Origin of the sequence: Comamonas sp. JNW, assembly GCF_003105075.1 — a bacterium.
GTDB classification, from domain to species: Bacteria; Pseudomonadota; Gammaproteobacteria; order Burkholderiales; family Burkholderiaceae_C; genus Comamonas; species Comamonas squillarum.
Window position 1 is genome coordinate 29277 of the sequence record NZ_QETI01000004.1, and the last position, 14034, is coordinate 43310.

General features: G+C 50.4%; 15 protein-coding genes. All 15 read right to left on the reverse strand.

Annotation, left to right across the window (positions count from 1 at the left end; genetic code table 11):
* Position 1 precedes the first annotated feature (1 nt).
* The gene (locus DCO45_RS07730; RefSeq protein WP_116925308.1) at positions 2 to 1723 is read right to left on the reverse strand and encodes a molecular chaperone HscC; all 1722 of its coding nucleotides are present in this window, start codon (positions 1721 to 1723) and stop codon (positions 2 to 4) included.
* Positions 1724 to 1919: 196 nt separating this feature from the next.
* A complete protein-coding gene (locus tag DCO45_RS07735; RefSeq protein WP_116925309.1) occupies positions 1920 to 3008 on the reverse strand; it encodes a hypothetical protein in 1089 nt (362 codons plus the stop codon).
* A complete protein-coding gene (locus DCO45_RS07740) occupies positions 3008 to 3481 on the reverse strand; it encodes a hypothetical protein (RefSeq protein WP_133248091.1) in 474 nt (157 codons plus the stop codon). The genes DCO45_RS07735 and DCO45_RS07740 overlap by 1 nt, the downstream gene beginning before the upstream one ends.
* A gap of 163 nt (positions 3482 to 3644) precedes the next feature.
* Positions 3645 to 4274, reverse strand: a complete 630-nt coding sequence (locus DCO45_RS07745) for a hypothetical protein (protein ID WP_116925311.1) — start codon at positions 4272 to 4274, stop codon at positions 3645 to 3647.
* A gap of 228 nt (positions 4275 to 4502) precedes the next feature.
* On the reverse strand, positions 4503 to 4919 hold the full coding sequence (locus tag DCO45_RS22570) for a hypothetical protein (protein ID WP_133248092.1): 417 nt from the start codon (positions 4917 to 4919) through the stop codon (positions 4503 to 4505).
* A gap of 56 nt (positions 4920 to 4975) precedes the next feature.
* On the reverse strand, positions 4976 to 5281 hold the full coding sequence (locus DCO45_RS22575) for a hypothetical protein (RefSeq protein WP_133248093.1): 306 nt from the start codon (positions 5279 to 5281) through the stop codon (positions 4976 to 4978).
* A gap of 59 nt (positions 5282 to 5340) precedes the next feature.
* On the reverse strand, positions 5341 to 5652 hold the full coding sequence (locus DCO45_RS22580; protein ID WP_165841149.1) for a hypothetical protein: 312 nt from the start codon (positions 5650 to 5652) through the stop codon (positions 5341 to 5343).
* 94 nt (positions 5653 to 5746) lie between these two features.
* Entirely contained in the window at positions 5747 to 6142 is a 396-nt protein-coding gene (locus DCO45_RS22585) for a hypothetical protein (protein WP_133248095.1), read from the reverse strand.
* A gap of 516 nt (positions 6143 to 6658) precedes the next feature.
* On the reverse strand, positions 6659 to 7030 hold the full coding sequence (locus DCO45_RS22590) for a hypothetical protein (protein ID WP_133248096.1): 372 nt from the start codon (positions 7028 to 7030) through the stop codon (positions 6659 to 6661).
* Between the two features lie 103 nt (positions 7031 to 7133).
* Positions 7134 to 10952: a hemagglutinin repeat-containing protein gene (locus DCO45_RS07750; RefSeq protein WP_116925312.1), complete on the reverse strand. Its 3819-nt coding sequence runs from the start codon at positions 10950 to 10952 to the stop codon at positions 7134 to 7136.
* Positions 10953 to 11017: 65 nt separating this feature from the next.
* Positions 11018 to 11353 (reverse strand): Imm49 family immunity protein, encoded by a 336-nt coding sequence (locus tag DCO45_RS07755; protein WP_116925313.1) that lies wholly within the window; start codon positions 11351 to 11353, stop codon positions 11018 to 11020.
* Complete coding sequence (locus DCO45_RS22595) at positions 11349 to 11633, reverse strand: hypothetical protein (protein ID WP_133248097.1); 285 nt, start codon at positions 11631 to 11633, stop codon at positions 11349 to 11351. The genes DCO45_RS07755 and DCO45_RS22595 overlap by 5 nt, the downstream gene beginning before the upstream one ends.
* A 297-nt stretch (positions 11634 to 11930) precedes the next feature.
* On the reverse strand, positions 11931 to 12335 hold the full coding sequence (locus tag DCO45_RS22600) for a hypothetical protein (protein WP_133248098.1): 405 nt from the start codon (positions 12333 to 12335) through the stop codon (positions 11931 to 11933).
* Positions 12336 to 12687: 352 nt separating this feature from the next.
* Positions 12688 to 13089 (reverse strand): hypothetical protein, encoded by a 402-nt coding sequence (locus DCO45_RS22605; RefSeq protein ID WP_133248099.1) that lies wholly within the window; start codon positions 13087 to 13089, stop codon positions 12688 to 12690.
* A 1-nt stretch (position 13090) separates the two neighbouring features.
* The gene (locus DCO45_RS22610) at positions 13091 to 13312 is read right to left on the reverse strand and encodes a hypothetical protein (RefSeq protein ID WP_133248100.1); all 222 of its coding nucleotides are present in this window, start codon (positions 13310 to 13312) and stop codon (positions 13091 to 13093) included.
* Positions 13313 to 14034: the final 722 nt, after the last annotated feature.

The following is a 14034-nucleotide window of genomic DNA, read 5'->3' on the forward strand; positions in this document are numbered from 1 at the left end:
GTCAGTCCGTATCAGGCAAGTACTGTTCTGATTCAATGCGCGCCAGCATCGCTTGCAGCTGCTGTCGCGGCTGGGCAAACTGGCGATCGTCCTGCGTCTCCAGCGCTACCTCAAACTCCATAATTGCGTCTGCCAGCGCTGTACGCCAGCGTCCCAACAGCTGCGCATGGTGGCGCTCGGCCCTCGCGATCAGTGCGCGCACCTCCAGCCGGTCACGCGGATGAAGTTTGAGCGCCTTCATACGCTCCAGGCTCTTTGCCAGCTCTTTGGGCGACAGGCGCTCTGCCGAAGCCTCAATCACCAACTGCCTGGCCACCCCTTGGGGTTGGCCATGTCGCAACAACACGGCCTCCACCTCCAGCAAGCCATTGGCATCTAGCGTAAAGCGCACATCGGTCGACAAACCATCACCATCGCTGCGGGCTGGCAAGGGCAATATCAAGGAGCCCAAGCCAATGTTGTCCTGCACGCGGCGTGCCTCGCCTTGGAAGATGTCAATATTCAATTGCCGCTGCTCTGCGGAGTTAGGAAAAAACCGCTCGACCCGGCTCGCGGGGATGATGGTGTTTCGCTCCAGCACAGGTGCCATAAAGCCGTCCTGGGTTCTTCCATCGGCTAGGTATTTAGTAACCTTCACACCCAGCGTATAAGGGCACACATCGGTCATCACACGCTCGGCCAATGCTGCATCGCGCCCCCGCAGTGCCGCTTGCACCGCAGCGCCCAGCGCCACCGCCTGGTCCGGGTCCAGAGCGGTTTGCGGAAAGCGCCCAAAAAGGCGGGTCACCAATTGCCGCACGGCTACCAGGCGCGTGCTGCCGCCTGCCATCACCACAGCATCCAGCTCCTGCGGGCGGATTCTTGAGTCGCGCAGTGCGCGCTCTACCGGCTGGCGCATGCGCTCCATCAGGGGCTCCAGCACGGTTTCCAGATCCTGCGCGGTCCACGTCATTGCCAGCGGCTTGCCGTCAAGCTCAATGCGCATCAACGCCTCTTCCTGCACGGCCAGGCTGCGCTTGGTCGCCTCGGCCGCGCGCTGCAGCCGCGCAGCGGTCATGGGTTGTTGCGCCTGCTCTTCCGTCAGGCCCAGGTGCTGCACAAAGCGCCGCACCATCAGCGCATCCACATCCTCTCCCCCCAGGCGGTTGTCGCCTGCGGTGGCACGCACCTCCATCACCCCGTCAAACAGCTCCAGCACCGATACATCAAAGGTGCCGCCGCCCAGGTCAAACACCAAAAACCGCCCTTCGCTCTGGTGCAAGCCATAGGCCAGAGCAGCCGCTGTCGGCTCGTTCAGCAAGGTGATATCGGTAAAGCCCGCCAACAACCCCGCCGACCGGGTGGCATGGCGCTGCACATCCGAGAAATAGGCCGGCACTGTTATCACCACATCGGTAATGACCGCTCCCAGCTCCGCCTCTGCATCGGCCTTGAGCGAGCGCAGCACCAAGGCCGACAGCTCTTCGGCGCGCATCGCATGCGCTCCCAGGCGAAACACACGTGCCGTTCCCATGTCGCGCTTGAACACCGCAGCGCTTTGCTGCGGATGGCTTTGCAAGCGCTCGCGTGCGGGTTCCCCCACCAGCAGGCTGCCGTCCTTGTCCACACTCACCACCGAAGGCGTCAACACCTGTCCCAGGGCATTGGGCACCAGCCTGGCTTTTCCGTCTTGCCACACCGCCACCAGGCTATGGGTGGTGCCTAAATCAATACCTACGAACATATTTCCTCAGCAGTCGATAAGTCGCCCAGCGTGATAAGCAGGCGCGCTTTGGTGGTTGGCTGGTGCGAGATTTCGCATAGCGATCATTGAACGTATCGACATCCGCTGCGCCCCTTCTCTGCCGGTTGGCAGCCGGCGACGCAGCGAATGCGGTTGGCAGGTGTCTTAGTCAAAGCACCACGCCAACCCCCCAACATCACAGCCCCAGCACATTGCCCTTGCTGTCCTTGATCTTCATCACGCTACCCGTCGCAGGCGAGTGGCCGTTGTAGAAAAAGGTGGTGCTGGCCATCTCTTGCGGTGCTGCACCAACGGTGTAGAAGCCGCAGGTAGCGCGCCGCTCGGCAACGGATACGAACTGGCAACGCACACTGCCCGTGCTGTTGGTGGCGACGCCATCGGTGATGCGGTCCAGGGTGGCACGGGTGTTGACGCGCAGGTTGCCCTTGCTCATCGACAACTGCCAGTAGCCCAGCAGCGATTCCGCAGGACTGCCGTGGCCGGTCAGGTCCATGCGGATGATCTTCTTGGGTGCCTCGCGGGGGAACTGGATGGTGCCTTCGACCAGCGAATCGGCCTGCTGCAGATCGATGTAGGCCGCGCCGGCATCTTGCACTTCGTGGCCGGTGCGGGCGGGGCCGCCAAAGTAGCGGCCGCCTGCGTACTGGAACAGGCCGATATCCATCGCAGATTGGCCATAGGCGCCCGAGCCCATGTGGAAGGTAGATGCACCGGTGCTCAGGTAGTCAAAAATCTGCAGCACGGCCACGCCGTTTTGCACATCCATGCTGATACCCCGGCCAGGCTTGCCATTGAGCTCATCGGCCACCACCCAGGTGCCGTTCACGGGGATGCGCGAGGCATTGCAGCTGTTGCCCGGCACAAAGGTTTGCAGCGCTGGCTGGCATTCGGCCGGATTGGCGCTGGGCACCGTGCCATTGGCCAGCAGGTGGCCCACCAGCTTCAGCGCCTTGCCCGATGCCTCGCTGGCCACAGCCGTGCCCGTTACATCGGCGGCGGCATAGCGAAAGCTCAGCGTGGGCAGGTAGTCCAAATCCGCGTGCGAAGCGTCTTGCGTGCAGTCAAAACCAGCGGCGCCTTGGCTGGCACGGTGGCAGTCGTAGTTGAGCTCACGGATAACGGTAAACGGTGGCGCGATGACCTGGCTGAACGGGCGCAAGGTCAGCCGGTAGCCGGCGCCCGCTTGCACCAGATTGCTTTGCCACACCTCGTGCAGGTTTGTGCCATCGATGGTGGCCCACACCGCGTTTTGCCCGCCCTGCATCAAGGCTGCATTCTGAGGCTTGAAGCGTCGGCAGAGTCGCCCGCCACAAAGCGCTCAATGACCACCGGCGCCTCGCCGGGGAACTGCACCGTGCCCTTCAGGCCGTTCTCGAAGGTGATCGTCACATTGCCGGCCTGGCCAGCTTCATCGGCCGTGCGCGCCTCGCTGCCAAAGTAGCGGCCGCCTGCGTAGTAGGTCAGCGGCGCCGTCACTGTATTGCCCTGCATTACGCCAAGTGCCGTGTGGAAGGTTGCCTCGCCATTGGCCTGGTAGTTGTAGACCTGCATGAAGAACGTGTCCTCCTGCACATCAATGGCCAGGCCACGGCCCGGCTTGCCATTGACTTCGCTGGTCACCACCCAGGTGCCCGCCTGCGGGGTAAAACTGCGCTCGGCTGCTTGCGCGCCGCTCGCCATCAACAGGGACACCGCCACCGGTACAGGGGCCAACCAGGCCAATGAAAGCTTTTTCATCCAACTATCCTTTTTAAACACTAACGCACTAAAAAACCCAGCCAGCGCGCTGGCGGGGCAAGGGATCTTCTTCAGGGTTCTCAGGGGTTTACTGCTCTAACAGGTTGGGCAGATCCGCCAGCACCTTGGCTTGGCAGTCGGCCAACATGCGGTTCAACTCTTGCTACACGTTGCGGTAGGAGTCTTCTGCCCAATAGGCCAAAGGATGCGCGGGCTCGGAGCGGCCGCTGCACCGGACAACGGGAAGGTTTTTGCGCTTGCCTGCTTCACGCGCTTTAGAGACATCGAGATCCAACACCAGCTGGTAGTTCGCGTCATCAGTACCCATCAAGTTGTCATAGATCAGCTGCGCGGAGCCGCCTCCCACTACCAGTGGATAGCTAAAGCTTTTCTGCTGCGCCCATGGGTTCTCTGCAATAGATGCATCAACCGCTTCTTGCAACGACTGGACAAAGCTCGTCGGCACCGGGTTGTTCAAATATTGGCGGTCAATCACATCCTCTATAGGGACGCCTTTGAGGTCTTCCTTGTTGAAGGTATTGACCGCCACGCCACCACCCAACGCAGCCATCAGCAGATGCACCCCTACCTGTGCAGCAACCGCAGCGCTTGTTTCCTCTCGCCGCACGATCCGCACTTCCGTCGGCGTTTCTTTGAGCCTGGGTGCTGCATACGGCGCTTTGGAGTAGGTGACCTTCAGGGGACCCGGGGGTGCCTTGGGGGTGGTTTTGCAGCCCGCTAACAGGGCGGCGCTGGCGATGGCGCCAATAAAAATCTTGTTTACTTTGATCATGTTCTAAACTTGTTTAATTTATCCATACTCACGGATTTTAATTTTCAATTAAAAATATCTATCAATCAGACGCAATAAGCCGCTATTAAAAATAATTGTCTACAGAGAGACCATAAGCAGTTTCAAAGAAGTGATGCTTAGCCCAAAGATGCTCAAGCGTTAGCTACTAAGAATTAGGCGTAACTAGCTGAAAACAGATCTATTCGAATAAATCTTGATTTATTGCAATTATTTGTTGTCGGCAGTGACCTGAACGATACATCCAAAGTCATCTTGGAAATCATAAAACCCATCAAATATATCTTCTGGCCACTTGTCATCCGTTAATGAAACAGCTTCAAGTCTGTCAATCACCCCATCTTGTCCGACCCAGACTAGAAAGCTGACCAACCCGTCAACGGGGTATCGGCGCCTTGCATTTATTGCAGGTGGATAGCCACTCACTGGCAGCCCAGTCTCATCACGAGGGATAACAACAGATTCAGCCTTAGAAGAATGGTTGAAGGACGTGACAAATCCGCAATTGAAGTGTTCTCTTTTTGAGAATTTCAGATGCGAAATTTGACTTCGCATTTTTACGACCCAATCATCACTCCCTCTCAAGGCAAGAAGCATGACGTTAATTTCAAATTCATCTATATCCATAATAGCTATGCGTAGCTTAATCGCAGCACCTGGGTCTTTTAACAATAAGCTTGTCCTCAGCAATTTTCGAAATTGAATCGACTATCGATCTCTCTAGTAGTCTTGAACTTCATTATTAAGCCCAATTCCAAGAGCTTTACAGCTCCCAATCCAGAAATAGTAAAATCATAAGTTTCAAGTAGAATTACCATTAGCTCATACGCTAAAGCATACTCTCCTGCTTCTTCTATATATTCATGAATTCTTGCTATAGTTTCATCGAATCCCAGCATATCCTCAGGAAATGATTTAGAAATTTCTCGTTGGTTTTCTATCTCATTCAAAATAAAAACCAAGTTTTTTTCTGTATTTTTAAAAGTCATGTACTTAGAACTCAGCAATTCCCTATGCATACAGAAGTGATTTCCCCAGGATATAAATATTAGTATCCATTGTATTTATTTTCATCTATGGGAACGAAATCACAATTCTCGATCAGGCTAATCCAACCGGATAGGCCATGAAAAAACTTTAAATTTATAACCTTATATTTAATATCATCTGCTGACCCTAAGGTGATCATTGCATTGCAGTGTTGTGCGAACGGCCCTCCTGCATACACTGGAAATCTTAAATCGATCTCTTTTTTATTAAAATCACTCATAAAACCCGATGCTTCAAACAACAGCTCATTAAATACAACATAAAAATCTCCACTGAACATCACTTTGCATACGCAAGGAATATCATTCAATTGAATAGTTTCCGTAGCAAACAAATCACTCGGGAATTTGATGTTTAGATCCATTATCTATATTTACACTGTTTTTCAGCGAAAGTAAATTCATTTATTCAACAAAGCCGTTGGGCAAGTGAAGATAAATTTTCATATCATCTGGAATTTGTTCATTTCTTATCTGAAACAAAATATCAATGAATTCAATCATTGAGCTGTTCGTTTGACACCTATTGTTCGTATCGTATTTCATCACCACCACTACTCCATTGGCGCGAAATTTTTCAAGCCCTCTGCCAATAGAATCTGCAAGTGCATCCCAACTTTTTCCACCTTTGATTAAAGGGTCTAATGGAAACTCTGCTTTTACAAATTCAAATATCTCATTTTTACTACTAAATTGCATAGGAAATTCAATTACGAAAAGCCCATCAGACTTTAATCTTGAAATTTCCGCATAAAAAACATCAATTTCGTTAATTATTTTGTCGTAATTAAAAGAATTCATGATTCACCGTATCCTTGCGAAAGCAGGCTTGCCAGTATCACCGTAGTAGGTCCAAGTCAGATATGTGGCACCAGTTCGAGAATCCACAACAATTCGATTTGTGCCGGCACCACTTTTAACTGACGATGGTGGCAATCAATACTCAGTGTATTGTCCAGCCGGTAATTCTCCCTCCCGATTTTGAAACGGGACTCCCCAACGCACACCTTGCGGGCCCGATGGTTTATTCCCTGTTTGAATATTATTAATAGTTGAAGTCACTATAGCCTCTTGTGCTGAAGGCAACGATCCAGGAGTAATCATTGCGATGACGCTGCCATTAAGCGCTATTGCAGTGCCGTTTACATTTGGCCCAGTCGGTCTAGCTCCTGAGTTAGAGGGTCCACCCGAAGCCACTAGTCCATTAACCACCGGCTTACTTCCTCCACTACCCTTCCTAAATCCGATCGCAGCAATCCCAACTCCAACCAAATTATGAATATTGACAGCTTATTAATTTGATCAACAACACTAGTTTCAATCCCTAAATTTATAAAAAATTTTATGTTCCCATTCATCGTCATATGCCGATAGAATATTTTGGTGAAACTGTCCTGACGCTATAGCCGAGCTATCACCAAACATAATTCCCTCTATGGCTAGTTTTACATTTTTCCATCTCAATATATGCATCAAGTAGGCTACGGGCTCATCACTGACCAAACCTCCTAAATATAAATTTAACAGCTCATTCTCAAAATCATTCTGATATTCTGGACTGTCCGCAACGAACGATAGGCATTTTCGATAGTATGGTTCCGCGAGGTCAAATGAGTACTTCGTATTAAGCACATGTTCAGCCTGCATTAATTCGCGTCGAAAATTAATAATTAGTTCTCTTTTACCCATGATCCTCCCCTTGGCAATTTAGGATTTGGAACCCAAACCTTAGGTACAAATTTTCCATTAGAATCCAATCCAGCATTCTTAAAAGCAGATTCAGCAACCGGCCCTATACTTGAAGGCGGCTGGTAATGTCCAGACGCGTTATCAATCCATTTAATGCGACCGTTATATAATTGGATTTCTCCAGCAGCTTGCACCGTCCCCCCCCGGTCAAACTAGTATGACCACTTCTGCCTACGATAAGAACGCCTCGTTCATTAACTACATAATTGAAATTCCCACTTATTCCGCTTAGTCTTTCGATAGGAACGACTTTCGCGGGATCAATACTATGTTCGGGATACTTATTTCCATATACAGGTTTATCCGGTACTGACGGCTTATTCAAATTTGCATTTGGCGCCTTATCATTCAGCACCGGCCCATTCGGATTATCACGAATTCGTCCCAATGCTGCTGTTTCGTCTGCAACTGAGTTTGCGCTTCCGTTGTTGGAGACGGGCGGCGCAGTCTCTTTGCCATTGCCAGTTCCCTTACCGCCATTGCCCTTAGATGCCCCACGATTACTTGGCCCTTTCCCAGCCAAGTCGGCAGGCGATATCATGCCGAGCGTCTGAACCAAGAGAGGGTCATAGCCTTCGTCTAAGAGGCGCTGAGCACTCGTCTCAACAGGTACGGAAGTAGCTCTTCCATTGGCATTGAACGTGTCGTTGCTATTGGTACGAGCAAGGCTACGGGCAAAAGACTCGCATGAGGGCACTCCGCCGCACATGGCATTAATCTCTGCAGAAGAATAACCATTACCCGTTCTCGCTTGCTCAGCCAGGTTTGAACAGGCTCTACCCGTGGCGCAGTTATCGACATCAGCGGTTTGCTGCTCGTCAATAGCGCTCCATTTTTCTGTTTTGCCTTCAATGCATGAGCGGTCGCCCTGGCAGCTCGCCAAATCTTGCTTGAATTCCTTTTCTTGCTTGTGGCTCAAAAAGTTATGCTCCGTCGCATCCCGAGCCAACTGACCCGATGCCGCCGTGGTCTGTGCATCACCACCAGCCGTGCGGCTGATGACGGTGCCCAGCACCGCAGAGCCCAACTTCATCATCTCGTTGAACTCAGGCGTGCCCTGCACATAGCCTTGGCTCGTGAGGTTATCGCGCATCACGCCCACGGCCAACTCATTCGCTGCGCCCGTCAGCAAGCCAACGCCCGCATTACCACCGCCTAGCGCGACGACTGCCGCGCCCACCATGGCGTGCAATGCCACTTTCTCGGGCGCTCCGTCTTCCCACTTGCCGGCAGAGATATCCCCAACCGCGCCGGTGAGCACCGAGCCCACCTGGTTGGCGATCAGCAGGTTCTCCTGCGCCTCCCTCTGGTTCGCCTCAATCTGCTGGGCTTGCACCAAGGTCAGGCGGTTGGTCAGGCCCTGGTCTGCCGTCTCCGGGTCGCGCTGCGTCAAGGTGGCCACTGCCTGGGCACTGCTGCCATCGGCGTCTTGGCCGGTGATGGTGACCTTGCCGGGGCTGATGACACTTTGGGTTTGGCTGCGGTCGCTGCCCGCTTCTGGCAGGCCAGCCAGGGCAGCGGTGCCGCCCAGCAGGTTGCTGGTGGCGTTGGCTGCAGCGGTGGCCAGGGCACTGCCGCCGCCATAGCTCAGGCCGATGCTGCTAGCGCTGACATGGGTGTCCTGCGTATTGGTCAGGTCGCTAAAGGTCAGGCTTTGCGTTTGCAGCTGGTTTTTGTCCGGCTCTGCAGTGCTGGTGATGGCGCCGCCAATCAGGTGGGTGTTGCCGCCCACCTTGATGTCGTAGCCACCTTCACCGGCGGAGATACCGCTTTGCCCCACCGCGCTTTGGTAGTTGTGGTTCAGCTCGGTGCGGCTGACGTTGACGCTGCCGGTAACCGGGTTGCCATAACAGATAGGCGGTATGCACAGGCTGACGTTAAAGCCTGAGCTGCTTTGCTGCATCTCGTAGGTGGTCTTGTCTTGCAAGGTTTCGATGGTGAGGTTGCCTCCCACATCGACTGACACTTGCTTGCCCGCCACTTGCGCGCCGCGCAGTTCCGTATCGCCACCCGATTTGATGCTCAGGCGGTTGCCGGCAATGATTTGCGTGTTGTCGTGCACGGTCTCCGTGCCATTGCCACGGTTGCGCGATTGGCCGTAGTTGGCCTGGAAGCTCACCCCGCTTTGCTCGCCCAGCGCCACCGTTACACCCAGGCCGCCACCCGAGCTGCTGCTGCTGCTTTGCACCGCTTGGGTGTTTTGAACGGCCAGCAGGTGGATGTTCTTGGCAGCGTCAAGCGCAATGTTCTCTGCCTGCAGCTTGGCACCATGGGTGGTGATGTCGCCTTCGTTCGCAGTGATGTCGATGTTGGACGCCTGAACGTTGGTGCCACGCTGCGTGGTGCTGTTTTGGCTGCTGTCCTGGCGGCTTTCGCTATAGCTGAGCGAGACGCTCACGCCAAAGCTCGCGGCATTGGGATCGATCGCTTTGCCGTCACCGCCGCTGCCAGTGACTTGGCGTACCGCAGCAGCCTCGTTGGCAGCACCGTTCTGCGCGTACTTGTAGGCGTCATAACCAGCCTTAAGGGCGTTGGCCCCTGCCAGGCGCTCGGAGCCGCTGCGCGCGCTTTGCAGTGCTGCATCGGCCGTGTTGATGACCGCGCCCAGCATGCCCGCAGGGCGTGTGCCCACCACCAGGCTCTTGCTGCGCAGATGGTCTTCGCTCTCGTGCGTGGTCTCTACCGCCTGCAGGTCTACCGCATTGCCGCTGATGCTGACGCGCTCCTTGGCCAGCAGGTCGGCGCCTTGCGTGGTCACATTGCCTTGGCCCGTGCCCTTGTACTGCTCGTCGGTGCCAGCGCGCAGGGTCAGGTTGCCTTCATTGGCGCTCAGTACGCTGGTGGTGCCTACGCCCAGCCGGTCCTTGCCGTTTTGATCGGTCGTCGTGTGGCTGAGCAGCGTGAAATTGGCAGACAGGCCTGGCAACAGGCCAATGCCGCTGTTACGGCTGCTCGATGCGTACTCACTGTTCTGGATATCGCGCGCAGCGGTGATGTTGATGTTGCGCCCGGCCTTGACATCGATGTCCCGGTCGGCAATCACCTGGCTGGCCTGGATGGTGGTATCGCGCCCAGCTTGCATCTGGATGTCGCCACCCTGGATGCGCGAGCCCACATTGATGGTCTGGCTGGAGCTACCCGTGCCCTTGGAGCTGCTGGTACCTACCGACACGCCAGACATGAAACTGGCTGACAAGCCTGATCGCTTGTGCGTCTCTTCATGCGACTCTTGCAGGGTTCCCTGGCCGGGGACGATGAGGATGTCGCGGCCGGCGTTCAGGGTGACCTTGTCGCTGGCACTGATGTCGGAGCCCTGGATCTTGATGTCGCCCGAGCCCGAAACCAGCTTGCCGTCTTCGCCCACCTGGCCGGCTTGCAGCAGCACGTTCTTGCCGCTGACTTGCGAGCCAACCGTGGCGACGGTGTCGGTGATCGATTGCGAGGTGCTGGTCTTCTTGCTCAAGAAGCCGCTGGTCTTTTTGTAATCGGCCTCAAATTCGAGGCTCTCGGTGTGCTGGTCCAGCACATTGATGTTGTTGCCCGCAACCAGGGACACATCGCCGAGGGCGACCACGGTGGCACCCTTGAGGTTGATGTTGCTTGCACCTGCCTCAGCACCGCTGGTATCCGTGCCTTCGCCACCGCCGTACTTGATGGCCTGGGAGTTCTCAACCGCCAGGGGTTTGATGACGCCCGTGATCGTGACCGAGCCCGCGACCCCATATCCCGCTTGCACCAGCACGAATATCAGGGCTTGCAGGATAAAAAGGGCGATGGATCGAAAGGTGAGTGGTCTCACGGATTTTTTTAGGGCAGGGAGAACACAAGACCTGTCAAAAGTCTCTGTGCAAAGCGAGCACAAATTGCTTGCATTCGGGTAGGAGTCAACAGTCGCTCGCCTGGCTCAAGGCCTCCGCGCAAACAGCTTTAACGCAGCCTTGGTGAGAACTTTGTCCAAGGCTCTGCAAACGGCTGCCAAATATCAAATTTCTTCATAAACTCCCAAACATCGTCGTATTGATCATTGGGTTTTATCGGTAGCCAATCTTTGGGAATCCAAGGATTTTCGACCTTCAGCTCATAGCTGTTATACCAAGCCAGCTTTGCAAAAAAAGTTGCATAGGAATCAATGAAATCTCGAGTTATTGCTGATTCCTGCTCATATCTAACTTTTCTATTTTTGGGAAGGCTTTTTTCTTCCAACACCTTTTCCATCCCTGCTTTATCGCCTTTGGCCAATGCCAGATAAAAGTAATGATCAATGAGATACGATCGATCTTTTTATTTCATCTTTTATTGCCAGTACTCTTTCGCAGCGTTCACCCAGCTCATCCCAACGGGAATTTAAGGCCAACCATGATTGATACCGATAAAACATCCAATTCTTAGGATTATCCTTATCTCCATCAGAAGTGGCCTTATCTGGATAGAACATAGAATTGCATTGCCGATACCATTCGATCAACTCAGCACTGTCAGAAACTAAAACAGTGAATAAATCAGAAATCAAATACCCTTCGCCAGGAAAAATATGTTGTCGCATTATTCTTTGCTTTGCACATGAATATAAATATTGCTTAAAGTCAGCAATATTAACATTTTAAAATATGAGTCGAAAGCAATAGCCTCCATATTACCCGACAAAGTCAAGAGACAACCCGAATGCGAGCCCTCTTTTGCATTCTAAAGGGCCACGGCATTCTCCCTCAAGATAGCCAAGCCTTTTATATGAGCCAATCCATTACTCACGCCATCTTAATATATTGATGCATATTTATTCTTTTAAAGATAAATCAATTATTCAAAATACACAATACATTAGAAAGGCCAAAACTCCTCACTATTCAAAAATAATAGCAAAGGCAATTCCACCTCTATAGTCATAACGCAATCTACTTAAAATTAAATTCGAGAATGTAGAAATGAGAAGCTCTTGGGTTTCCCCACTCAACCCATCGAGATAAATCAAATACTTGGATCTATCTCCCATTTTCTTCCAATGTACAAAAATATCTTCATTAGCATTTTTCCAAAACTGCAAATTCCCCTGCTCGTCCTTTCGCAAAATCTCATGAAAATCACTATATTCAAATAGCAATTGGTCGCCATGGTCATTCCAGGTAGCAATTTTTTGACTAACTGGACTCACCATTGAAAAACCAACGCCACCCAAACAATCAATGACATATGAAAATGATTCAGATATATTTCTAGGGATTGTTATTTTCAAAATTGGTCTAGCCACAATTTTTAATCCTTACTGGCAGTTGCATGTATCTATTTGATTTCAACAATACTCAACCAACTTCATTTGAAAATTTATTAACTCTTATAAATAGGATGATTAGTATTATATTTATTAGCTTAGATCCAAGCATTAACGGCACGCCGTGAAATTTAATGAAAAAACTTCTTGCGACCTAAACACATTGCGTAAAATTCAAATTAACGCTGCATTTGCATATTAATATGCATCGCAATTTTATGTTAAATTTTCAGCTCGCCCATTAGATTGCATCCCCGTTATATTAAAAAATAATACAAGGGTAATCTAAAATTAAAAATATACACCTTTAAATATATTAAAGATTAAACACTCATTCAGTAGAGTAAAGCCAATCCTGATTACTTTTTATTTTATTTTTTATCACTGATATATCAGCAATCAACCCATGGTCGTTATCTATCAGCAATTTATGCAGTGGATTCATTTTCATTATTAACTCATTAGAAAAATTCATTTTTTCATTTCGGCCCTCCACCAAATAAAAAGAGGCATTAGGAACTAACTCATTAATCTCTATCAGCTCATCCTCCTCATAGTCATCATTGATATTTTCTATACGTTGACACGCTATCCAACCATGCTTCATTCCTTGATCAGCCTCGAGGAATATTCGACCGTCAATTTCTAACCTAGGCGTACCCATTGTGCAGAAAGTCTGAAAAATACAATTAGAGAAACTTATATCATTTGAAATAATCAAAAAACTAAACATATCACAAGCCTTTCGATTTGATATATGAAACAAGATCATCTAAATTACTAAAAACTTTAGTACCAGAACGTTGGATCCCCTTCACAACAGAAGGCTTCAAATCTGGCCCATAGACAATCACCTCACCAGAATCGCCAATTATTTGGGATTGATTTGATACTTGGCTCGTAGCACCCTTTCCGCCTCCCGACTTGACTTCAATAACATCTCCATTCTTCAACATAATATCTGCATCAGAATTCTTTCCTATAGCATCATTTTTAATAGGAACATTAACATCTTTGACAGAGCCCGGTAAAAATTTTTCAATAACGAAAATAGCAGGGCTTGCAGGATGAGGAAGGCGATAGATCGATGGGCGGGTGGTTTCACAGCATCTGTTTGAAGCGGTGACCTATCACATTAATTCTCAACCATAATTTTTTATCATTTCTCTTATGAATTCTTCATCGAAATTCTCTCTAATCGGGTCATTTACACGGTTTAAAGAATTTTTAAAATCATCGATCGTAAAAAACCAGTCTTTGTTATCCTTATTGGACCTGTAAAACTCTAACGAGTGGACATCAGAACTTTTAATCCCCAAAATACCTAGCGCAACTGGCGCGCTTTGCACTAAGACTCACCCTCTACCCTGATCAGCAACTATCAAACCATAGAATTCACCTTCTTTACTAAGATCAATATTTATTACTCCTATTTTTTTTCAATAAACTTTCAAGAGGACCGATTTCAGCAAGCTTTCGATAATCACACCAATAAAAAACCTCGATAGCAGTATTCTTAAATAGTTTATCATCAAGAAAATTTAAAAAGTCTACGTTTTCTCTCAGAAATATATCAAAAAATAGAAATTTATTATAGTCTTTAGATACGAATCTATCTGGCAAATATAAATTTGAATTAATAATACTTGAAATAGTCTCGGTTGTCATATTGATTATT